General features: G+C 39.7%; 16 protein-coding genes. 9 read left to right on the forward strand and 7 right to left on the reverse strand.

Annotated elements, in window-relative coordinates:
* Window positions 1–31: 31 nt before the first annotated feature.
* The 5 genes from D7D54_RS04670 (at window position 32) to D7D54_RS04690 (ending at window position 4395) form a co-directional block, all read left to right on the forward strand.
* A complete protein-coding gene (locus D7D54_RS04670; RefSeq protein WP_024057567.1) occupies window positions 32–790 on the forward strand; it encodes an amino acid ABC transporter ATP-binding protein in 759 nt (252 codons plus the stop codon).
* Between the two features lie 10 nt (window positions 791–800).
* The gene (locus tag D7D54_RS04675; protein WP_120718926.1) at window positions 801–1595 is read left to right on the forward strand and encodes a transporter substrate-binding domain-containing protein; all 795 of its coding nucleotides are present in this window, start codon (window positions 801–803) and stop codon (window positions 1593–1595) included.
* A 12-nt stretch (window positions 1596–1607) separates the two neighbouring features.
* Entirely contained in the window at window positions 1608–2285 is a 678-nt protein-coding gene (locus tag D7D54_RS04680) for an amino acid ABC transporter permease (RefSeq protein WP_120718927.1), read from the forward strand.
* 9 nt (window positions 2286–2294) lie between these two features.
* Window positions 2295–2954, forward strand: coding sequence for an amino acid ABC transporter permease (locus D7D54_RS04685; RefSeq protein WP_049522401.1), 660 nt, complete (start codon window positions 2295–2297; stop codon window positions 2952–2954).
* 250 nt (window positions 2955–3204) lie between these two features.
* Window positions 3205–4395 (forward strand): ferredoxin reductase family protein, encoded by a 1191-nt coding sequence (locus D7D54_RS04690; RefSeq protein WP_162496591.1) that lies wholly within the window; start codon window positions 3205–3207, stop codon window positions 4393–4395.
* Between the two features lie 108 nt (window positions 4396–4503).
* On the opposite strand, the gene D7D54_RS04695 is transcribed toward D7D54_RS04690, so the two are convergent.
* Both D7D54_RS04695 and D7D54_RS04700 read right to left on the reverse strand, forming a co-directional pair.
* The gene (locus D7D54_RS04695; RefSeq protein ID WP_120718929.1) at window positions 4504–4941 is read right to left on the reverse strand and encodes an Rrf2 family transcriptional regulator; all 438 of its coding nucleotides are present in this window, start codon (window positions 4939–4941) and stop codon (window positions 4504–4506) included.
* Between the two features lie 74 nt (window positions 4942–5015).
* Window positions 5016–5858 carry a metallophosphoesterase family protein gene (locus D7D54_RS04700; protein WP_120718930.1) on the reverse strand — a complete coding sequence of 281 codons (843 nt, stop codon included), beginning with the start codon at window positions 5856–5858 and terminating at the stop codon, window positions 5016–5018.
* Window positions 5859–6387: 529 nt separating this feature from the next.
* Here D7D54_RS04700 and thrS point away from each other — a divergent pair.
* The gene (gene thrS, locus D7D54_RS04705) at window positions 6388–8331 is read left to right on the forward strand and encodes a threonine--tRNA ligase (protein ID WP_020902107.1); all 1944 of its coding nucleotides are present in this window, start codon (window positions 6388–6390) and stop codon (window positions 8329–8331) included.
* A 151-nt stretch (window positions 8332–8482) separates the two neighbouring features.
* Here thrS and D7D54_RS04710 read toward each other — a convergent pair whose 3' ends face one another.
* The 4 genes from D7D54_RS04710 to D7D54_RS04725 form a co-directional block, all read right to left on the reverse strand.
* A complete protein-coding gene (locus D7D54_RS04710) occupies window positions 8483–9412 on the reverse strand; it encodes a DUF389 domain-containing protein (RefSeq protein ID WP_120718931.1) in 930 nt (309 codons plus the stop codon).
* A 288-nt stretch (window positions 9413–9700) separates the two neighbouring features.
* On the reverse strand, window positions 9701–11212 hold the full coding sequence (locus D7D54_RS04715) for an ATP-binding cassette domain-containing protein (protein ID WP_004242726.1): 1512 nt from the start codon (window positions 11210–11212) through the stop codon (window positions 9701–9703).
* Between the two features lie 798 nt (window positions 11213–12010).
* A complete protein-coding gene (locus D7D54_RS04720; RefSeq protein WP_120718932.1) occupies window positions 12011–12985 on the reverse strand; it encodes a sensor histidine kinase in 975 nt (324 codons plus the stop codon).
* Window positions 12978–13655 carry a response regulator transcription factor gene (locus tag D7D54_RS04725; RefSeq protein ID WP_120718933.1) on the reverse strand — a complete coding sequence of 226 codons (678 nt, stop codon included), beginning with the start codon at window positions 13653–13655 and terminating at the stop codon, window positions 12978–12980. Before D7D54_RS04725 ends, D7D54_RS04720 begins: the two co-directional genes overlap by 8 nt.
* A 409-nt stretch (window positions 13656–14064) precedes the next feature.
* Here D7D54_RS04725 and D7D54_RS04730 point away from each other — a divergent pair, with 409 nt between their 5' ends.
* From D7D54_RS04730 to D7D54_RS04740, 3 genes are all read left to right on the forward strand, one after another.
* Window positions 14065–14634 carry a TetR/AcrR family transcriptional regulator gene (locus D7D54_RS04730; protein WP_120718934.1) on the forward strand — a complete coding sequence of 190 codons (570 nt, stop codon included), beginning with the start codon at window positions 14065–14067 and terminating at the stop codon, window positions 14632–14634.
* Between the two features lie 88 nt (window positions 14635–14722).
* Complete coding sequence (locus D7D54_RS04735; RefSeq protein ID WP_120718935.1) at window positions 14723–15499, forward strand: ferredoxin reductase domain-containing protein; 777 nt, start codon at window positions 14723–14725, stop codon at window positions 15497–15499.
* A gap of 123 nt (window positions 15500–15622) precedes the next feature.
* Window positions 15623–16696, forward strand: a complete 1074-nt coding sequence (locus D7D54_RS04740) for a DUF2974 domain-containing protein (RefSeq protein WP_120718936.1) — start codon at window positions 15623–15625, stop codon at window positions 16694–16696.
* Between the two features lie 90 nt (window positions 16697–16786).
* Here the strand turns inward: D7D54_RS04740 and D7D54_RS04745 are convergent, their stop codons facing one another.
* On the reverse strand, window positions 16787–24487 hold the full coding sequence (locus tag D7D54_RS04745; RefSeq protein WP_120718937.1) for a YSIRK-type signal peptide-containing protein: 7701 nt from the start codon (window positions 24485–24487) through the stop codon (window positions 16787–16789).
* Between the last annotated feature and the right edge of the window lie 157 nt (window positions 24488–24644).

Here is a 24644-nt window from a genome sequence, read left to right on the forward strand (position 1 = left end):
GTTATAAAATCTAACACAAAGGAGATTCCTTATGGCTTTAGTAGAATTTGAACACGTCGAAAAATATTACGGAGACTACCACGCTCTCCGCGACATCAATCTCCGTTTTGAAAAAGGGCAAGTCGTTGTCCTACTCGGACCATCTGGTTCTGGGAAGTCCACTCTTATCCGCACCATCAATGGTTTGGAGGCTGTTGACAAAGGAAGTCTTCTAGTAAATGGTCACCAAGTTGCCGGTGCCAGTCAGAAAGATTTGGTTCCGCTTCGTAAGGAAGTCGGCATGGTTTTCCAGCATTTCAACCTCTATCCGCACAAAACAGTGTTAGAAAACGTAACACTCGCACCTATAAAAGTTCTAGGAATTGATAAAGAAGAAGCTGAAAAAACAGCCCAAAAATATCTAGAATTTGTAAATATGTGGGACAAAAAAGATTCTTATCCGGCCATGCTATCTGGCGGACAAAAACAACGGATTGCCATTGCACGTGGACTCGCTATGCATCCGGAACTCCTCCTCTTTGATGAACCAACATCTGCCCTTGACCCTGAAACCATCGGCGATGTTCTAGCAGTTATGCAAAAATTAGCCCACGACGGTATGAATATGATTGTCGTTACCCATGAAATGGGCTTTGCCCGTGAAGTTGCTGATCGTATCATCTTTATGGCTGATGGAGAAGTGTTGGTGGATACGACAGATGTTGATGACTTTTTCGACAATCCAAGCGAACCTCGTGCCCAACAATTCCTCAGCAAAATCATCAACCACGAAAGTGACAAAGTCAAATAAGGAGGCGCCTATGAAAAAGAAATTCTTTTTATCAGCATTATTGATTAGCCTTTTCGGTCTTGCTGCTGCAAAACCAGTTCAGGCTGATACCAGTGTCGCAGACATTCAAAAGAGAGGCGAGCTGGTTGTTGGTGTGAAACAAGACGTTCCCAATTTCGGTTACAAGGATCCCAAGACAGGAACCTATTCTGGTATCGAAACTGACCTGGCTAAGATGGTAGCTGATGAGCTCAAGGTCAAGGTTCGCTATGTTCCTGTTACAGCACAAACTCGTGGACCCCTCCTGGATAACGAACAGGTCGATATGGATATCGCAACCTTTACCATCACAGACGAACGCAAAAAACTCTACAACTTTACCAGCCCTTACTACACGGACGCATCTGGCTTTTTGGTCAATAAGTCTGCCAAAATCAAAAGTATTGAGGACCTAAACGGTAAAACAATCGGAGTTGCCCAAGGTTCCATTACCCAACGCCTGATTACCGAACTAGGTAAAAAGAAAGGCTTGAAGTTTAGATTTGTAGAACTTGGTTCCTATCCAGAATTGATTACTTCTCTCCATGCCCATCGTATTGATGCCTTTTCCGTTGACCGCTCTATTCTGTCTGGTTACATCAGTAAACGGACAGAACTGCTAGATGATAGTTTCAAGCCATCTGACTACGGTATCGTTACCAAGAAATCAAATACAGAGCTCAACGACTATCTTGATAACTTGGTCACCAAATGGAGTAAGGACGGCAGTTTGCAAAAACTCTATGACCGTTACAAGCTCAAACCATCTAGCCATACAGCAGATTAAGGAGGACACCCCATGACAGATTTATCATCTTGGACAGCCTATTTTCAGGATTTTGGACAATTTTTCAATGGTTTCCTCTTCACCCTTGCCCTAGCGATTGGATCCTTTATCCTAGCCATGGTTTTAGGCATCTTCTTCGGAGCTATGTCAACCAGTAAACGTCCAATTTTGCGCATTTTAGCTCGTATCTTTGTCGAGTTTTACCAAAACACTCCCCTCTTGGTACAGTTTGTTATCGTTTTTTATGGTTTGCCTCTTATTAGTGACCATATCATCATGATTCCGATTTATTGGACGGCTGTACTCTGCGTGGGACTCTATCACGGTGCCTATATCGCTGAGGTAATTCGTTCAGGAATTCAGTCTATTCCTAGCGGTCAGATGGAATCTGCCTTGTCGCAAGGGTTTACCTATATCAGTGCCATGCGCTTGATTATCTTGCCTCAGGCCTTCCGTATCATTCTCCCTCCTTTGACCAATCAAATTGTCAACCTCATCAAGAATACCTCTACAGTCGCTATCATTTCTGGTGTAGACTTGATGTTTGTGACCAAGTCTTGGTCGGCTCTTAACGGAAACTATATCCCAGCCTTTCTAGGTGCTGCCCTTCTCTACTTTTCTCTCTGCTTCCCTGTTGCCCAGTTTGGTCGCAAGATGGAGCAAGCCAACAAAAAAGCCTATTCACTTTAGGAGGTTACTATGGAATCCATTTTAGAAGTTTTGACCCCAGATAACCTAATCTTTATCTTTAAAGGATTTGGCTTGACCCTCTACATTTCTCTAATTGCTATCGTCCTCTCTACCCTTATCGGTACGGTGCTAGCTGTCATGAGAAATGGCAAAAATCCTATCTTGCGCATCATCTCTAGCATTTACATCGAGTTTGTGCGTAACGTTCCCAACCTCCTCTGGATTTTCACCATCTTTTTGGTTTTCAAGATGAAGTCAACACCAGCAGGTATTACAGCCTTCACTCTCTTTACCTCAGCAGCTCTAGCTGAGATTATTCGAGGCGGTCTCAATGCCGTGGACAAGGGACAGTACGAAGCAGGAATGTCACAAGGATTTACTTCTGCACAAATCCTCTACTACATCATTCTCCCACAAGCTATCCGTAAAATGTTGCCAGCCATCATTTCTCAGTTTGTAACCGTGATTAAGGATACCAGTCTTCTCTACTCTGTTATCGCCCTACAAGAACTCTTTGGAGCCAGCCAAATTCTCATGGGCCGTTATTTCGAACCAGAGCAGGTCTTCAGTCTTTATATCCTGATTGCCCTCATCTACTTCAGCTTTAACCTAGCCATTTCTAGCTTGTCTCATATGCTAGCCAAACGTTGGCAACAAGCTGCAGAATAATACTCTTCGAAAATCAAATTCAAACCACGTCAGCTTCACCTTGCCGTACTCAAGTACAGCCTGCGTCTAGCTTCCTAGTTTGCTCTTTGATTTTCATTGAGTATAAACAGCCACTCTCCAGTTAAATTGGAGAGTTTTTTTGATGAGAGTAGATATTTATAGAACTCAATTTGACACTATACTTTTTCTATGATAAACTGTAACAAATTTATTTACAACAAATTGAAATATAAATGAAATGGAATTTTTTATGAAATCACTCAAAGGAATACTCTTTATCATAGCTAGTTTTGTCTTGACTATTTTGACTTGGATGAACACTTCTCCCCAATTCATGATTCCAGGACTAGCTTTAACAAGCCTATCTCTGACCTTTATCCTAGCCACTCGTCTCCCACTACTAGAAAGCTGGTTTCACGGTTTGGAGAAGGTCTATACTGTCCACAAATTCACAGCCTTTCTCTCCATCATCCTACTCATCTTTCATAACTTCAGTATGGGCGGTTTGTGGGGCTCTCGTTTAGCTGCTCAATTTGGCAACCTTGCCATCTATATCTTTGTCAGTATCATCCTTGTCGCCTATTTAGGCAAATACATCCAATACGAAGCTTGGCGATGGATTCACCGCCTGGTTTACCTAGCCTATATTTTTGGACTCTTTCATGTCTACATGATGATGGGCAATCGTCTCCTTACATTTAATCTACTAAGTTTTCTTGTTGGTAGCTATGCCCTTTTAGGCTTGCTAGCTGGTTTTTATATCATTTTTCTATATCAAAAGATTGGCTTCCCCTATCTAGGGAAAATTACCAACCTCAAACGCTTGAATCACGATACTAGGGAAATTCAAATCCATCTTAGCAGACCTTTCAACTATCAATCAGGACAATTTGCATTTCTAAAGATTTTCCAAGAAGGCTTTGAAAGTGCTCCGCATCCCTTTTCTATCTCAGGCGGTCACGACCAAACTCTTTACTTTTCTGTTAAAAATTCAGGTGACCATACCAAGAATATCTATGACAATCTTCAAGTCGGCAGCAAAGTAAGCGTAGATAGAGCTTACGGACACATGATTATAGAAGAAGGACGAGAAAATCAGGTTTGGATTGCTGGAGGTATTGGGATCACCCCCTTCATCTCTTACATCCGTGAACATCCTATTTTAGATAAACAGGTTCACTTCTACTATAGCTTCCGTGGAGAAGAAAATGCAGTCTACCTAGATTTGCTCCGTGACTATGCTCAGAAAAACCCTCATTTTGAACTCCATCTAGTCGACAGTAGGAAAGACGGCTATCTTCATTTTGAACAAAAAGAAATGCCTGAACAGGCAACCATCTATATGTGTGGTCCCCTTTCTATGATGAAATCACTTGCTAAACAGATTAAGAAACAGAATCCCAAAGCAGAGCTTATTTACGAAGGATTCAAGTTCAAATAACCACTCATACTCTCCTGGAATTTCCCAGGAGTTTTTTTACGCAACCGTAAAAAACACTGCCAGATTTCTAGCAGTGTTTTGTGTTTCATTTGCAGGTATCTATCCCTCTTAATCCTTCATTTGACTCTCTGCATCAGCCACGACTTGCTCTAGACTGGTCTGACCAAGTTCAGTCTCCATAGCCAGCTGAATTCTCTCCAATTTTTGGTCCAAAACATCATGAATATGAGCTCCGACTGGGCAATTTGGATTGGGATTGTCATGAAAACTGAAGAGTTGACCTGTCTTACCAAGACACTCAACTGCTTGATAAACATCTAAAAGACTAATATCCTTAAGGTCCTTGACAATCTCTGTTCCCCCTGTTCCTCGCGCTACTGAAATCAGCTCTGCCTTCTTCAACTGGGACAAGGTTTTTCTGATAATGACAGGATTGACCCCGACACTAGCAGCCAGAAAATCACTGGTCACCTTGCTTTCCTTCCCCTTGAGAGCGATAATAATCAGCATATGAGTCGCAATGGTAAATCTACTTGGAATTTGCATACTCTCTCCTTTTTACGAGGCTACCCTGCCCCTACTCTTCTTTTCCTTTTATTATACCCTTTTTAGTTGTAATGTCAATCATTACCACTTTTCAACCAGACATCTAACTCCCTATCGTAGCCCTCTTTCTGGGCCAATTCTCTCAAAAATTCCTGATTGTGGGTATGGTGGATACCATTGACCAGACTTTCATAGTAAACCTCAAAATAGGGAAGTTTGAGGTCTTTGGCCAGCTGCAATTCAGCTGTCACATCGTAGTCTACCCGTCGGAAGTCCATATCTACCAAGCCCTTGCCATCAAACTCTAAAATCATATACTGGGCCCGCAAGTCCTTCCGCAACTGAGCATCTAGAAAGAAAGGCTGGCCAATCGAACCCGGATTGACAATCAATTGCCCACCAGTCCCGTAACGAAGCAACTGCTGGTGAATATGACCATAAACAGCAATATCACAAGGCGGATTGGTCACCAAGCGGTCAAAATTCTCTTGCGCTCCAGTATGAATCAACTCTCGCCCCCAGTTCTTATCAGGCAGATGATGGCTAATTCCCACCGTCAAATCCCCAAACTGTCGATGGAGCTGGAGAGGTTGATTGTGGAGCAGTTCAATTTCTTCTAGGGAAATTTCCTCTAAAACATACTGGCACTGGCGCAAGAGATAGCGTTGACTAGGACGAGTGCTATCCAATTCCTTGCGGACACCATGCCAAAGACTGTCTTCCCAGTTTCCCAAAACTCTAGCCGTAATCGGTAGTTGATCCAACAAGTCCAAAATCCTTCTACGCCCTGTTCCTGGCATGAGAATATCTCCCAAAAGCCAGTATTCATCCACTCCTAGCTGCCGAGCATCTGCCAAAACAGCCTCCAAGGCGGTGGTATTTCCATGAATATCTGAAAGAAGAGCTATTTTCGTCATTCTTTCTCCTCATTTCCTCTTATATATCTTTTTAATATTATAACAAAAAATACTGTATAAGAGTGACATCTAACCCACTCTTACTAAATCCAGAACACTACTTTTATCAATGTCAAGGCCTATCAATAAGATGATTTCACATTACTCCTAACAAAGCATAGCAGGCACTCTTTCAATGAAGAAAATTCAAAAAAATCTACAAATATCTTGAAAAATCTCACAATCATGCTATAATAATCCATAGAGACAAGTCACTTAGTCCCTTTCTACTAGAGAGTGCGTGGTTGCTGGAAACGCATAGGAAGCCTAAACTGATACTACTCTTGAGTTTTTTATGAAAACATAAAACGGTGGCCACGTTAGAGCCAATCAGAGGTGTCCCTCTTTTTTGAGGAACATAAATGAAGGTGGAACCACGTTGCGACGTCCTTTCGAGGATGTCGCTTTTTTTCTAGCTTTCACAGTCCTCTGTCCCTGTTCTCAGAATAGGGTTAACACATTCGTCAATAATATAAGTAAGGAGAACATCATGATTAACATTACTTTCCCAGATGGCGCTGTTCGTGAATTCGAATCTGGCGTTACAACTTTTGAAATTGCCCAATCTATCAGCAATTCCCTAGCTAAAAAAGCCTTGGCTGGTAAATTCAACGGCAAACTCATCGACACTACTCGTGCCATCACTGAAGATGGAAACATCGAAATTGTGACACCTGATCACGAAGATGCCCTTCCAATCTTGCGTCACTCAGCTGCTCACTTGTTCGCCCAAGCAGCTCGTCGTCTTTTCCCAGACATTCACTTGGGAGTTGGTCCAGCCATCGAAGATGGTTTCTACTACGATACAGACAACCAAGCTGGTCAAATCTCTAACGAAGACCTCCCTCGTATCGAAGAAGAAATGCAAAAAATTGTCAAAGAGAACTTCCCATCTATTCGTGAAGAAGTTACTAAAGACGAGGCACGTGAAATCTTCAAGAACGACCCTTACAAGTTGGAATTGATTGAAGAACACTCAGAAGACGAAGGTGGTTTGACTATCTATCGTCAGGGTGAATATGTAGACCTTTGCCGTGGCCCTCACGTCCCATCAACAGGACGCATCCAAATCTTCCACCTTCTCCATGTAGCAGGTGCTTACTGGCGTGGAAATAGCGACAACGCTATGATGCAACGTATCTATGGTACAGCTTGGTTTGACAAGAAAGACTTGAAAAACTACCTTCAAATGCGTGAAGAAGCTAAGGAACGTGACCACCGTAAACTTGGTAAAGAGCTTGATCTCTTCATGATTTCTCAAGAGGTTGGTCAAGGTTTGCCATTCTGGTTGCCAAATGGTGCGACTATTCGTCGTGAGTTGGAACGCTACATCGTAGACAAGGAGTTGGCTTCAGGCTACCAACACGTCTACACTCCACCACTTGCTTCTGTTGAGCTTTACAAGACTTCTGGTCACTGGGATCATTATCAAGAAGACATGTTCCCAACTATGGACATGGGTGACGGGGAAGAATTTGTCCTTCGTCCAATGAACTGTCCACACCACATCCAAGTCTTCAAACATCATATTCACTCATACCGTGAGTTGCCAATTCGTATCGCCGAAATCGGTATGATGCACCGTTATGAAAAATCTGGTTCCTTGACTGGTCTTCAACGCGTACGTGAAATGTCACTCAACGACGGTCACCTCTTCGTTACTCCAGAGCAAATCCAAGAAGAATTCCAACGTGCCCTTCAGTTGATTATCGATGTTTATGAAGATTTCAACTTGAATGAATACCGCTTCCGTCTCTCTCTTCGCGACCCTCAAGATACTCACAAGTACTTTGACAACGATGAGATGTGGGAAAATGCCCAAACCATGCTTCGTGCAGCTCTTGATGAAATGGGCGTTGACTACTTTGAAGCCGAAGGTGAAGCAGCCTTCTACGGACCAAAATTGGATATCCAGGTTAAGACTGCCCTTGGTAAAGAAGAAACACTTTCTACTATCCAACTTGACTTCTTGCTTCCAGAACGCTTCGACCTCAAATACATCGGAGCTGATGGTGAAGAGCACCGTCCAGTCATGATTCACCGTGGGGTTATCTCAACTATGGAACGCTTCACAGCGATCTTGATTGAGAACTACAAGGGTGCCTTCCCAACATGGCTTGCACCACACCAAGTAACCCTCATCCCAGTATCTAACGAAAAACACGTGGACTACGCTTGGGAAGTAGCTAAGAAACTCCGTGACCGTGGGGTCCGTGCTGATGTGGATGAGCGCAATGAAAAAATGCAGTTCAAGATCCGTGCGTCACAAACCAGCAAGATTCCTTACCAGTTGATTGTTGGAGACAAGGAAATGGAAGACGGAACTGTTAACGTTCGCCGCTATGGCCAAAAAGAAACACAAACTGTCTCAGTTGATGATTTTGTTCAAGCTATCCTTGCTGATATCGCTAACAAATCACGCGTTGAGAAATAAGAGACAAAACCTGGGATAAAATCCTAGCTAGCTAAAAAGCAACAACTATTTCAGTTGTTGCTTTTTTATATTTTATTTAACCTGAGCTAGTAGTGATTGGTCAAACTACCACACAAGATTTGCTTTCATGAGTTGGATAAGGTCAATATCCTCATTCCTTGTCTGCTTCATTTTCTTTTACGAGATCGTTTTGTGAATCTTTTTCAGAGAGTTTTTGATCAATATACTTGTCAATGTTTTCATAAAATTCCTTGGTCGCTTCACTATCTAATGTTGGCGAGTTCTGAACTTGATTCACTTTCAATTGAACAGATTGAATACCGTAAGAGGCTTGTTTTTGGTGGAGTGTTTCTAATTCTTCTTCTGAAATCGGATCTCCAACAACCGTCAAGACCAATTCATTGTTACTTGACTTGTAGACTTGATTAATAACCGTATAATTGGCGAACTCTTTTCCTACAAACTGTTTGATCCCTTCTTTGCGCGCTTGTTCTATTGTCAGAGTAACTGCCGAATAGCTAGCTGGAAGAATCAACAATACAATCAAAGAAATCAAGCCAATTCTCATTTTAATGCTCAGCTCTTTAAATGAAGTTAAAGGAGATTTTCTCATCAAAATTCTTGTTCCAACAATGTTGGCTAGCATGATAAAGACACAGTTGATCAAGAAAAGATAGAGAGCCCCCAATAAAAATCGTACATTCCCATTAGCTAAACCATAGCCAGCAGTACAGATAGGCGGCATCAAAGCTGTAGCAATGGCTACTCCTGGCACGATATTGTTTGCTTCTTTTTTCCTTGAACCGATCACACCAGCAATCCCACCAGCAATAGCAATGAGAACATCCCAAATGGTTGGAGAGGTTCGTGCGATCAACTCGCTACTTGCATAAGACAAGGGAGAAATCCAGAAATACAGAGTCGAGACAAGCAAACTGACCAACACTTGAGTCAATAAAACCTCTAGAGATTGCTTGATTAAACGCGTATCAAAAATAGCTAAACCGAATCCCAGTCCAACAATCGGTGTCATGAGAGGGGAAATCAGCATGGCTCCAATAATGACAGCTGTTGAGTTCATATTTAGTCCGATATTTTATATAATCTTGTTTCTGCATGGATGATGGTAGAGAGACTTCTGTCCAATCTTACATATTTTTCTTCTCACCTGTTATTCTTTTGAAAATTATCTTTTAAGTATCCGTCAGTCCATCCTTTATATTATATCAAAAATTTTACAGTTTTTCTCTGACGAAATCTATCAATTGAATAGATAGATGAAGCAAGAAATTTTTGTTTCCTTATCCGAAGAAGGAAAAACGGTATCTCCTGAACCTTGATACTATGCGTTTTATTCTTTATAATTTAGCTATTTCAAAATTACAAGTTCTCCATTCTTAATTTCCCAAACTTGGTCAAACTTACTTAATAATTCGTTTTGGCGATGTAAAGTAACAATGACGGCACTTGGTAGTTCCAGAACTCTTTCCAATTCCATTTTAAACTGATTAGTATCCAAGGCAGAGAAAGGTTCGTCTAGGATAAGCAATGGATTTTTACGATTTTTCTCACGATTTAAATACATTCGTTGTTGCTGACCACCTGACAGGGATTGTGGTGGAATTTTTTCAAAATCTTCTTCTCTGAATTTTTCATTGAAACTATTGAATAGTGTTACATTATTTTCATAACTCGAAATAAATGTATGTTCTTGTTGCAGAATCATACCGAATCTTCCCCAAAGATGGTCCAAAACAAGCCCATCTAGCACAATTTGTCCTTCAAAATCTTCATCTGTTCCATTTAAAATGTTGAGAAGACTACTTTTTCCAGACCCATTCTTACCAATAAGCGCAATTTTATCCCCTTTTTGAATCGTAGCGGAAGTAATTATCAATTTTGATTCTCCCAGTTGTTTGGAAATGTTTTTCAAAGTAATCGTATCAAAAGAATGTTGAGGTGCTTGAACTGAAACGGGTCTCCCAACAATGTTTTGAAAACTCTTGATTACAGGCTTTACGGACTCTAACATTTGTAAATCATAAAGGATTTCCTGTATTGGTTCAGAAAAAGCATTAATATATCCGAAACTCGCCACCACCTCAGGAATACCGAGTTGCTGGTGAGATAGAGAGTAGGCTAAATAAATAAACAGAACAAGACTAATGAATTCAAAAGAAACACCTGTCAATAATATGCCTGTAATTTTTGTCAAACCATACTTAAAATACTTATCCTGCAAATTCTTTAGAGAGCTCTTTTGTTGATTCAAAAAATGCGACATAGTTAGTTTATTTACCAAATGATGTCCCATGAGCAAATCCTCCAAAGTTCGATAGTAATCTCCTTGTTTTTTCAAGTAAACCTGTCTACGATTAGCGGTCAACTTCCCAACGATTTTAGGAATTTGAATACTAATTCCAGTAGAAAAGATTAAAATCAGTGATACAATAGGATTAATTGTTCTGCTAATAATGAAAGCGTAAATGATGATACGTAAAATTTGTTTGATAAAACTCATCAATGGAGGAAGGTAATCCTTTTCCAACGAATCTAGGTCATTAGATTGATAGGAAATATACTCTGCTACTGTTTTCTGCTTGAAATCGTGGTGACTGAGTCCCAGAAGTGAACGAAACCACTCATTTTTCAAAGTAGTCGAAAAGATAATCCCCTGCTTCCAATCAAGTATCATTTGGATATAGTTACAACTCAAATAGCCTGCCACTGACATAGAGTAACCATATAGAGCTACTTGATAATCCCCTTTGATTAATGCCTGCGTGAAATACGGTAACAAAGCTGTGCAGATATTCGATACTACACCAAAAAGAAAATTAAAGAAGAGATACCATCTAATAGTTTTAAGATATGGTAGCATATACGATACTCCTTGCTAATGCGTTTTTTTACATATCGCAGAACAATCTCTACTATTCCCTATTTCAGATAGTGCGATACTCGGACATTGAGTGCAATAATTGTAAATCACACAAGTACTGCAGTTTTTACTATCATTCAAAATATAATTTGCTATTTTGTAAAATATAGGTCTATCCCATGTTTCTTTGATAGATGTAAAATGAATATTTCCAATACTTCTATTGAAAGTAAGCTTTTTCAGTTTTTCTAACGATTTAGGCTATTTCATGACACACCCACAATCCGTGAAAATTCTGGTTATATCAGATTATGTGATTTTCGTAAGAATTTTATATTGTCTCCAATCATGGCAGTCTCCTTTTACTTGATAAAACTATTATAACATTTAGAAATTAAAAACTGGTTCAAAATCAATAGAATGTGTGTATTCGATACATTCAATAAATTCTTGGAAACAGTTCTACACCAGTTACACAAATCTATATACACCTATCTCATTCAAAATAAAAAGAAAGCTGCAGTTCTTTTAATCCTGTATCAACGATTCATTCTGAAATCGAATAGGAGACATTTCCCAAGTCTACAATTCACTTCATTTCAAATTAATTTTTGTAATTCACCCTTAGTTTATAGATTTTATACTCAACAAAAGTATAAAGCATACAAAACTTCACTTTGAACCAGTATTTATACTATATTCCGTATTAAAAATTCTATTATTGGTTTTGTAAAAAACAGTCTTCAAATATCCTGAAATATAGCAAAAAGAGATTGGGTAAAAACTCATTGTCTCTTCTCACTCAAGGACTAAGTTCACTTGAGCAAACTGAATCCGCACTATCGTTCCTTTTCCGACCTCAGACTCGATACGAATCTGGTGACCCAGTTCTTCAGAAATTTTCTTAGATAAATACAGTCCTAGTCCAGATGACTGCTGGGTTAGACGTCCATTATATCCTGAGAAACCCCGTTCAAAGACTCGGAGGACATCACTGTTTTTTATCCCGATTCCCGTATCCTTGATACATAGTTCCTGGCCTTGCATATAAATCTCCAGACCACCTTCCTTGGTGTACTTGAGACTGTTTGAGATAATTTGCTCAATGACCACTAGCAGCCACTTCTTATCCGTCACGATTTCTTTATCAAGGTCATGTAGATTGACATTTAAGCCTTTTTGAATAAAGAAAAGAGCGTATTTACGAATTATTTCCTTGACCAAGTCCTCAATTTGAACCTGCTTTAAGACCAAATCATCATGGAAACTTTCTAAACGCAGGTACTGTAAAACCAAGTTTGTATAGGAGTCGATCTTGAAAATTTCCTGTTCTAATTGCTGCTTCAGTTGGCGGTCAGCTACTTCTGCAACTAAGAGTTGACTAGCTGCAATGGGGGTCTTTATCTGATGGACCCACAAGGTATAGTAATCCAGCAAATCCGTCAGTTTTCTTTCTGCGTCAGACCTCTGCTGATAGAGTTCCATCTCACGCGCTTCTAATTTTTCAGCCAAAACTTTTTCCAATGGAGACTGAGCTTCCCTCTCTCCGTAGAGAATTTCCTGGCGATAGACCTGCATTTCCACCAATATGTCCCAAGTGAAAAATAAGATGGTTACAAAGCAACACAAGAGGAAAAAGTAGAGAAAGTAAATTCCCAAACTGGCAAATAAAAACTGAAAGAGTAAGAGCAGAAACGTCAAAGAAATCAGATAGACAAACAGACGACTACGGGAACGCAGATAGGCTAGAAAAAATTGTTTCCAATCAAGCATGCTTCAGTCCGTACCCTATCCCTTTCTTGGTCTCGATAAATCCTATCAATCCCTGCTCTTCCAACTTTTTACGCAAACGAGCCACATTCACAGAGAGGGTATTATCATCAATGAAAAAGTCACTGTTCCAAAGTTCACGCATCAGGTCGTCACGCGCTACGATATTGCCCGCGTGTTCAAATAAAACACGTAAAATCTGGAATTCATTCTTGGTCAAATTCAAGACTTGCCCTTGATAATGTAAATCTATAGATTTGGTATTGAGGATAACACCGGCATATTCCAGTAAACTCTCGTCACGCCCGAACTCATAAGAACGGCGCAATAAGCCCTGAACCTTGGCTAAGAGAACCTGCTGGTCAAAAGGCTTGGTCACAAAGTCATCCGCCCCCATATTGATTGCCATGACAATATCCATAGCCTGGTCTCTCGAAGACAGAAACATGATGGGCACCTTGGAAATCTTGCGGATTTCCTGACACCAGTGATAGCCATTAAACAAGGGCAAACCAATATCCATGAGGACTAGATGAGGCTCCGACTGGACAAATAGACTCAACACTTCCATAAAGTCTTCTACCAAAACCACTTCAAATCTCCATTCAGAGAGCATTTTCCCGACCTGTTGACGAATGACCTGATCATCTTCTACTAATAAAATCTTGTGCATCTGATTCTCCTTTGCTAATTCTAGGAGTCTTAAATCCTTTATTATAAATAAAGGGGCTGGTATCTAATACTTTTTTGACATTTCCTTGTCACAACAGCTCAAAAACAAATAGTGAATAACCCCATTGATATCATACCTTATTTTCATACATAGTGCCAGTCCTACCCTTTTATTTTTAATTTTTTTCAACCTTCATTTCAGTTCTCTTATCCATCCCCTTAACCAAAATTTATATCTATTCTTCTAAACCTTGAGTGTAGTTAAAACGAGATTCCATACTCTTATAACATTGAGAAGCTCCTTATCGAATAGTAGCCATAAAAAGTTCTAGCTTTCGGATTGACAATCTGCAAATGATTTGTTAAGATATGAATGAACTATATAAAACATTCATTCAGAAGGAGGTTAAATCAAATTGGACAAAAAACAGACTTTAAAATCAGCAGCTTACGAAGTTTTTTCAAGAAAAGGATACAAGGCGACAGGAATTTCAGAAATTGCTAGACAAGCTCATATGGCAGTCGGTTCTTTTTATAACTATTACGAAAGTAAAGAAGCTATTTTTCTAGATATCTATATTGATGAAAACAACCGTGTTCGCCAAGCTATGATTGAAGAACTGGATTGGGAAGTTGATATGACTGCTCTCATTAGTCAACTCTTTGCTCAGTCCAGAACTCTCATTTCTTCCAATAAAATTCTTGCTGAATGGTATAATCCTGCTATTGCAGATGAGTTACACAGTTACTATTCTTCAGAAGAAGGGAAAGTCGCGAATCCATTTCATCAATTTCTCGTAAAAACTTTTACTAATCGTTTACGGTCTGAAGGCTATTCACCAGAAAAAATTCAAGATATTTTACAGGTTTACAACCTATTTTACTACATGGATATGCATATCACAGAAAATGATTTTCCAGATATTAGCAAAACTGTAGAAATACTAGCAACCAACTTCATTAAAGGAATACTGAAATAAAGAAATCTTTTCTTTATTTTTTGGAAATTATTGAATGAAAAAAAATATTATTCATTCATAGAAAATTACTACACTATAGGAGTTAAAAATGAAACGAGGGAAAAAAATGTTCATGATTATTCTAACTACACTTGGAGTGCTTGGCTTTATATCTTGGGGAATCATTACCTATCTTGGACGAAGTCAAACTTTATCGATAAAATCCATTGAAAATCCCAGCGGAGATTTGTATTTAGTTCACATCACAAAACCAAAAAATCAAATATGGAAAGCTGGCTCCTATGCTCAGTTTAAGCTTCCTGACAGCTCGTTTGGTCCAGACAAAAGTCCAGTAAAGGAGGATCAGGCTAGCCGATGGCTAACCCTTGCTTCCACTTCTGATGAGGATGAAATTCTTATTGTAACCCATAATAGTGGTAGCCTGTTTAAGGAAACCTTAACACATTTACCAGCTGGTAGTAAAATTGAGATGAGTTGGCTGGAGTCATCTTTATCTGTTAAAGACAATGACCAAGCACTGGTTTGTTTTGCCTCTGATGTCGGTATTTCTACTCTACGTCCAGTTGTGAAAGAGTGGGCTGGTAAGCGCTCTATCATTCTTAATCACTTAGACAAAGGAGTAAACATTTTTGATAATGAGTTAAGAGAGCTTAGTAAGAATAATCCGAATCTAACTTATAAAACTAGCGAAACCTTTTCTCAAAGCCAAGCATTTTTAAAAAACGCGGTTGTGAAATACGGTAACCAAGCTATTTATCTCTTAACCGGCCAACCTGATGATATAAATGAGATGAAAAATTTCTTAAAAGAGAATGGGATTGACGACAAACAGATACAAACAAGTATGTTTAGAGGTTTGAAATAAAAGCAAACTGTCTTCTATGTGTCTGAATCATACCATTATAGGTCGGTATGTAGAGAGCTCGTACAAACCAACTAGTAAATTCTATGTGATTGTGATAAGATAAATAAAAAGAAAGGAGCTCTTATGGCCAATATTTTTGATTATCTGAAAGATGTCGCACACGATTCCTTTTACGACCTTCCATTGAATGAATTAGATGTTCTAGCCTTAACAGAAATCACCTATCTCTCCTTTGATAATCTGGTCTCCACAAGTCCTCTGCGACTTTTAGACTTGGCACCTCTCATTCCAAGAGAGTCTAACATGTTGACCAGTAAAAACCGCCTCCAGCTATTAGATGAACTAGCTCAACACAAGCGCTTCAAAAATTGCAAACTCTCCCATTTTATCAATGATATCGACCCTGAGCTGCAAAAACAGTTTGCGGCTATGACCTACCGCCTCACTCTCGATACCTATCTGATTGTCTTTCGTGGGACAGATGACAGTATCATTGGCTGGAAGGAAGATTTCCACCTGACCTATATGAAGGAAATTCCTGCTCAAAAGCACGCCCTACGCTATTTAAGAAATTTTCTTGTCCACCATCCTAAGCAAAAGGTCATTCTGGCTGGACATTCCAAGGGAGGAAATCTAGCTATCTATGCTGCTAGTCAAATTGAGCAAAGCTTGCAAAATCAAATCACAGCAGTTTATACCTTTGATGCGCCTGGTCTCCATAAAGAACTGACACAAACCGAGGGCTATCAAAGGATAATGGATAGAAGCAAGGTCTTCATCCCACAAGGGTCCATTATCGGTATGATGATGGAAATCCCTAACCACCAAATCATCGTGCACAGTACTGCCTTAGGTGGTATCGCTCAGCACGATACCTTTAGTTGGCAGATTGAGGACAAGCACTTCGTCCAACTGGATAAAATCAACAGTGATAGTCAACAAGTTGACACAACCTTCAAAGAATGGGTGGCAACAGTCCCTGACGAGGAGCTTCAGCTCTACTTCGACCTCTTCTTTGGCACCATTCTAGATGCTGGGATTAGCTCCATCAATGACCTGTCATCCTTAAAGGCGCTTGAACACATTCATCATCTCTTTGTCCAAGCTCAATCCCTCACTCCAGAAGAAAGGGAAACCATGGGACGCCTTACCCAATTATTGATTGATACCCGTTACCAAGCATGGAAAAATAGATAATCCACATAAAAAACCCAACTAATCACTTGATTAGTTGGGTTTTCATTTATGAAATTGAATTCCTTTGTTTAATCTTTAATGATTAAAACATTAGTCTTCTTTTTTCTTGCGTGCCACAAGACCAAATCCGCTCAATACTCCAAGAAGTCCAAGAGCTGCTAGGCTTGAGTGATCTTCTGTACCAGTATTAGGCAATTCCTTAGCTGGTTTAGCTGGAGCTGGTTTTGATGGTTTTGCAGGTTCTGGTTTCACAGAAGAAATAATTTTTTCATAAACATGAACTGTGTCGCCATTTGGAAGTTTCTTAGTCTCTACGAAGCGGTAACCTGGGATAGCTTTCTTAGGTTGGTCCCCGTCTTCTGTTGGATAGTTTGGAATTTCATTTCCATCTTTATCCTTGAATGATGTCTTAACTTTTTCGTAGACGTGCTCGATGTCGCCATTTGGAAGTTTCTTAGTCTCTACGAAGCGGTAACCTGGAATATCTTTCTTAGGTTGTTCGCCATCTTCTGTTGGATAGTTTGGAATTTCGTTGCCGTCTTTATCCTTGTGACTTGTCTTAACTTTCTCATAAACGTGTTCGATATCGCCGTTTGGAAGTTTCTTAGTCTCTACGAAGCGGTAACCTGGAATATCTTTCTTAGGTTGTTCGCCATCTTCACTTGGATTTCCTGGAATCTCGTTTCCTTCTTTATCCTTGAATGATGTCTTAACTTTTTCGTAGACGTGCTCTGTATCTCCATTTGGAAGTTTCTTAGTTTCTACGAAGCGGTAACCTGGAATATCTTTCTTAGGTTGTTCGCCATCTTCACTTGGATTTCCTGGAATCTCGTTTCCTTCTTTATCCTTGAATGATGTCTTAACTTTTTCGTAGACGTGCTCTGTATCTCCATTTGGAAGTTTCTTAGTTTCTACGAAGCGGTAACCTGGGATATCTTTCTTAGGATTTGTACCTTCTTCAGTAGTTGTTCCTGGAATTACATTGCCATCTTTATCTTTATAAGTTGTCGTAACTTTTTCATAGATGTGTTTTGTATTTCCTTTTTCGTCTACTTCAGTTTTAACAATCTTGTATCCTGGGATATCTTTAGTTGGTTTAGTTCCATCTTCTGTTGGTGAAAGTGGTTTACCATCTTTATCAACGAACGAAGTATCAGGACGAACTGTTGGAGTGTAAGTAGCTGTTACTGGTGTACCATTCTTATCTACACGTTTAACGGTTACGCCTGTTGCTTTACCTACGAAGTCAGGTTCTGGTGTGAAGGTTACTTTACCGTTTTCATCGATTGTGTATGTTCCTTCTCCTGGTACTTTCTTCTCAGTTGTTCCATCGTCAAATGTTGGTTTAACAGTTTCATCAATTGGTACATTAGGATTTCCTGGTTTAAATTCAGGTGTTCCTGTTTGTGGTTGCCCTTTAGGTCCTTCAGATTCTGCAGGTGTTCCTTCTGGAGTTACCGGAGTTACTGTTGGTGTGTATTTAGCCGTTACTGGTGTTCCGTTCTTATCTACACGTTTAACTGTTACGCCTGTGCCTTTACCTGTGAAGTTCTTCTCTGGGGTGAACGTTACTGTTCCATCTGGTGAAACTGTGTATGTTCCTTCACCTGGAATTGTCTTAGTTGTTGAACCGTCTTCGAAGGTTGCTGGTACTTCATCATCCATTGGAACTTCTGGGTTGCCTGGTTTGAATTCAGGTTTACCGTTTTGTTCTTTGCCTTGGATATCTGTTGTTTCAGCTGGTGTTCCTTCTGGAGTCACTGGAGTTACTGTTGGTGTGTATTTAGCTGTTACTGGGGTACCATTCTTATCTACACGTTTAACTGTTACGCCTGTTCCTTTACCTGTAAAGTTCTTCTCTGGGGTGAATGTTACTGTTCCATCTGGTGCAACTGTGTATGTTCCTTCACCTGGAATTGTCTTAGTTGTTGATCCATCTTCGAAGGTTGCTGGTACTTCATCATCCATTGGTACGTCTGGATTTCCTGGTTTGAATTCAGGTTTACCATTTTGTTCTTTACCTTGAATGTCTGTTGTTTCAGCTGGGTCTGCGGTTGGCGTTACTGGTGTTACATTTGGTGTGTATTTAGCTGTTACTGGGGTACCATTCTTATCTACACGTTTAACTGTTACGCCTGTTCCTTTACCTGTGAATGTCTTCTCTGGTGTGAACGTTACTGTGCCGTCTGGTGCTACTGTGTATGTTCCTTCACCTGGGATGACTTTTTCTGTTGAACCATCTTCGAAGGTTGCTGGTACTTCATCATCCATTGGTACTTCATCAGCACCTGGTGTGAATGTTGGTTTACCTGTTTGTGTTTTACCTTGAATATCTGTTGTTTCAGCTGGGTCTGCGGTTGGGATTACTGGGGTTACTGTTGGGGTGTAAGTTGTTTCTACCTTAGTTCCGTTAGTATCCTTCGCTACAACCTTAGCTGGATCAGGTGTGCCAACAAAGTCTTTGTTTGGTTGGAATGTGATAACTCCTGTTGTTGGATCAATTGTGTATGTTCCAACTTCTTTACCATCTTTAAGTGCTGGCATTGTTGTTACTTCGTTACCACTTGGGTCTACCAATTTAACAGTTGTCTTATCAATTGGTGCTACTTCATCACCTTGTTTGAACATTGACTCTGTTTCTTGAGTTTGTGGTTGACCTTGTTTTCCAGTTGTTTCTTTTGGTTCTGCTGTTGGAACTACTGGAGTCACTGTTGGTGTGTAAGTTGTTTCTACCTTAGTTCCGTTAGTATCCTTCGCTACAACCTTAGCTGGATCTGGTGTACCAACAAAGTCTTTGTTTGGTTGGAATGTAATTACTCCTGTTGTTGGTTCAATTGTGTATGTTCCAACTTCTTTACCATCTTTCATCGCTGGCATTGTTGTTACTTCATTACCACTTGGGTCTACCAATTTAACAGTTGTCTTATCAATTGGTGCTACTTCATCACCTTGTTTGAACATTGACTCTGTTTCTTGAGTTTGTGGTTGACCTTGTTTTCCAGTTGTTTCTTTTGGTTCTGCTGTTGGAGTGACTGGGGTTACTGTTGGGGTGTAAGTTGTTTCTACCTTAGTTCCGTTAGTATCCTTCGCTACAACCTTAGCTGGATCTGGTGTACCAACAAAGTCTTTGTTTGGTTGGAATGTGATAACTCCTGTCGTTGGATCAATTGTGTATGTTCCAACTTCTTTACCATCTTTCATCGCTGGTATTGTTGTTACTTCGTTACCACTTGGGTCTACCAATTTAACAGTTGTCTTATCAATTGGTGCTACTTCATCACCTTGTTTGAACATTGACTCTGTTTCTTGAGTTTGTGGTTGACCTTGTTTTCCAGTTGTTTCTTTTGGTGTTGCCGTTGGAGCTACTGGAGTCACTGTTGGTGTATAAGTAGCTGTAGCTGGTGTTCCATTCTTATCTTTAACTTCAACAGTTGCTGGATCTGGTGTGCCTGTGAAGTCTTTGTTTGGTTTAAATGTTACAACACCTGTTAAAGGATCGATTACGTATTTACCAACTTCTTTTCCATCTTTTGTTGCTGGAATTTCTTTGTCATCAACTGGTTGTCCATTTACTACAAATTTAGCTGGTTGCTGCTCGTTAATAGTAATTGGAGCTGTTTCATCACCTTGTGTAAAGACAGGTTTACCTGTTTGTTCTTGACCTTGTTTACCTTCAGATGTAACTGGTGCTCCTGTCGGTGTTACTGGTGTTACTTCTGGAGTATATTTACCTTTTGAAGTAACTGGAACTTTATTTCCTTCTGAATCAGTTGCTGTTACTGATACTTGTACATTAACACCTTTAGCTTTTCCTGTAAATGTTGGAAGTGGTTCAAATGTTACTACACCTGTTGTTGGATCAATTGTGTATGTTCCTTCTCCATCAACTACCACTTTACCTTCAGCATTAGCTCCTTCTAATGAGTAGGCAGCTGTTGTCCAGTCAACATTTGTGCCATCTAGTGTATTATCTGTATTATTTAATTCAGAGAAACGATCTTTTCCTGATTTAGAGGTTTGAGTTTGTCCTTGTTTTCCTGTAGTTTCATCTGCAGATGGTGCAATTCCGTATACAGTTGGTGTATATGCATTTTCTACCGCTACTGTTACTGGATTTCCTGATTCATCATTAAATGTTACATCAGCTGCTACTGTTACTGGATTTGCAGTTCCTACAAATCCTTCTACTGGAGTGAACGTTACTTCACCTGTCGTTGGATCTACAGTATAAGTTCCTTCTTCAGTTGTTAAAGATTCAACTTTAGCTCCTGTTTTTGGATCTACTAGTTTGTAATTTGATACTGTAGTTCCTTCTTTTCCATCATTGAAATTGTCGGCCATTGAGTCAGTTTGTTTTTGACCTTGAGCACCTGATGATTTCTCTGGTTCTGTTACTACGATGTAGTATGTTGTTTCTGTAACCGCATCATCAGTCAAAGCTCCAGAATCAGTTCCACCTACTGTAGGTGTAGTAACAACACCATTTGAGTCTACTCCTGAAACTGTTACTTTGTAACGTCCAAGTTTATTAAGAGTATATGCTGTTGCATTTGCTAGATTAGTTTGAGCTGCATTAATCAAAGCAGTGCGAGCCAATTCAACAGCTTTCTCAGCCGCCAATGCGTCTGCACGAGATGTAGTTACTTTTGTATCAAGAGTTGCAACACTTCCTTTAGAAACGGCAATTTCTGCTTCAGTGGCTGCTTTAAGCTCATTTGCTTTATCAAGTGCATCTTGAGCCATTTTTTCAGCTGTCGGTGAAATTGAACGAAGCTTTAGATTATCCAATGCCAATTGAGCATCTTCTGCAATTCTAGTAAGGCGATCTAAACGTTCTTGCAAGTTTGCTAATGTATTTTGAGCCTCTTGATTATCTTTCACCGCTTGAGCAGCAATATTCGTTTTTTCAGCTGCAGAACGTTGCGCAGCAATGTAAGCAGCCTCTTCTGCTTTTGCAGCATCAAATACTGTTTGTGCTCCATCTGGGTCAGTTACTGTAACTTTTGTTTGGATAATATCTGAATTCTCAGCATTAGATTTATCATCGATTGCATCGGTAAATTTAACATTTGCCTTTGGTGAAGCAATTAAGTTAACTGTTGTTCCTTTATTTTCAGAATAACTTGTTGATGTTGAGTTTGGTTTAGCATTCTGAATAGAAGCTAAATCAGTGCCTACTGCTTCACGATAAGCTACATAACCACTAAATCCTGAATTAGTTGAAATTTTCCAACCAGCATTTGATTCTGTCGCAGTCACTTTAGAACCATCAGAAGCTGTCCATTGATTAGATACTGAATCGTAACTTACTTTAATTGTTCTACCTTGAGTAGAAGAAGTTTGGTCATTCGGTAATAGTGTCTCCGTGCGGAAAACATCTCCTACTTCTTTCACTTCACCTTTAGCACGAATTTCTGCTACTCTATCAACAAGATTCGCAGCTGTAGAGCTAGCACTCCATTTACGAGTAAATTCGTAAACAAAGAGCTTAACGTCACCATTCGCTTGAGCCTCAGTATAAATACGACGTTCAGTTAAAGTGGAAGTTCCATCACCGTTATCAACCAAGTGATATGCATCTTCATTTGGAAGTGTGTATTTACCTGTCGCACGGTTAAATGTTGCTACATATTCTTTTTGATTGTGATCTTTAACAGTTACTGTATCACGTTGAAGATATGCTTGAACTTTATCAGTAGTTGCTTTCGCAGTAATACTATCGACGCCAACATATTTCGTCGATTCTGCTTCAACTGCTAAGTTGATAGTCGTATCACCTGAAGTAGATACTGCTGCCAAAGTCGCACCCTCTTCTACAGCCGTATTAGTTGTACCTGCTGCAACAACCCAGTTTCCATCTTTAACAACTAACTTAGTTACTTTTCCGTCTGGCGTTGTGATTTCAGCTTTATTAGCACCTTTAGAAATTGTTACAGGAACGTTAGTTGCATAAGCCTCGACGTTTTTCACTGTAATCTTAGGTGCAACCGCAACTGTAAGGTTTTCATGAGCTTCTTGACCGTTCATGTCCCATGCATTTGCAGAGTTGTAGTCTTTTGCCAAAGCAGCAACAGTAAAGATTCCAGCTTCTGTTGGTGTCCCTGTAATTAAACCTGTCTCTGGAGCATATGTCAATCCTGGAATAGTATCATCAAGAGATACTGGTTTCTCACCATTTTTACCAAGTGTTTTACCATTTAATGTTGTATAAGCAGTAACTGTTTGAGGGTTGGACATAGATCTCACTTTAGTTCCATCAGCTGCCACAAATTCTGCTGGTTTTCTACTTGATGCTGGTGACGTTTTAGATCCTGCTACAAACTTAGAACCATCTTCACGTTGATAGTTAGCTCGCGTATCCCTATTTACACCATCATTATCAACATATTCCAAATTATGACTAACTTGATCTCCAACAGTTACCATTGTTGATTTTCCCTGAATTCTAGGTGCTGTTGAATCTTGCCAACCAATCCAACCAGCTTGTAGGTCACGGAAGTACACTTTTTGCTCAGTACCGTCTTTTGCAACAGTTAATTCATAACGGAAGTCATAAACACCATTTTGAATATTTGCTCCGATGTAACCTTCTACAGTATCCGAATTTGCGTTATAACCTAAACCTGGCGGTAAGTTCATTGGAGTGACTTTCTTGATAGTATATCCTGCTGCTTTAGCTGCATCACTCAACTCGAAACGTTTAGTTACATCTTTAAGATAAACATAATGGTTACCTTGTTCATAAGTGTAGCCATAGATTTCTGTCGCTAAGTACTCATAAGCTCCACCTGATCCATATGAATTAGTATTATTATTTTGACCACTTGCACGGAGTTTATTATTCCACATCGCTGCTTCACGCCCAAGTTTTTGAGCTTCTGTTTTTGATAAAGGAAGGTCAGTACGTGCACCAGTCCCAGGTTGTGGATTGTTTCTAGCTACTGTTTCTGTGTTTTCAGATTGGAATCCTTTAACATAGATACGATACGTATCATTGTTATCCAATGTTTTATATGTTTTACCAGTAGCTGTTGCAAACTCACCGTTTTCTTTTCTAAGTTCTGTAGAAGCTAAGGTATAGCCTTCACTAGCCGAACGTAAGTGTGAACCTTGGACTAGTTCTTTGCCATTACGTTCATCTTTAGAACCAGTGTTTTCAATTGCGTTTGACTCAGATTTTTTCTCAGTATTTCCCGCTCTCTTCCCTACAGTTTCTTTACCATTTGTAGTATCAACTGCTGGAGTTTCTTTTTTCTCAACTGGTTTGTTTTGTAGTTTTGAGTTTACAGTTGTTACAAGTTTGTTGTAAGCAGCTTTTAACTCATCTTGACTAGTAGCACTTGAAAGAGCTGCTTTTGCCGCTTCCAAATCTGCATTCAAAAGAGCCAAACTTTCGTCTGTCTTGTTTGCATATTTACCTGCAGCTATATTTCCTGCTACCTGGTTAACATAAGCTTCTAATTGAGCCTTATCCAATTTAGGAGCTACTACTTCTTTCGGAGCTTCCTCTGGTTTAGCTTTCTCTGCTTTAACCTCTGGTTTAGCTTCCTCTACTTTAGTTTCTGGCTTAACGGCTTCCTTCTCTTTATTAGAATCCGCTTGATTTGCTGGGGCAGTAGTTGCTGCTACTGATGCTTCTGCACCTTGAACTTCCGTTGCTGATACCGCACCATTTCCAAGGAACATCAAACCAGCTGCAACTGCTACTGATGCTGCTCCAAAGCTATATTTCCGGATACCATAACGGATGTACTTTTCTACTCTAAAATCTTGTTGTTGTTTGCCTTTCATTTAGACCCACAACCTCCTTTTTTTATTTTGATGTTGATTTACAAGTTGTTGATATCGAAAACTCACAGCTAACCCCAGATAAAACAAATGATGTTAGAAGTATTTTTTTATATCATAAAGTTGTTTACAACATACATCATTATGATATCACATTTTT

Origin of the sequence: Streptococcus chosunensis (genome assembly GCF_003626515.1) — a bacterium.
Lineage (GTDB): Bacteria > Bacillota > Bacilli > Lactobacillales > Streptococcaceae > Streptococcus > Streptococcus chosunensis.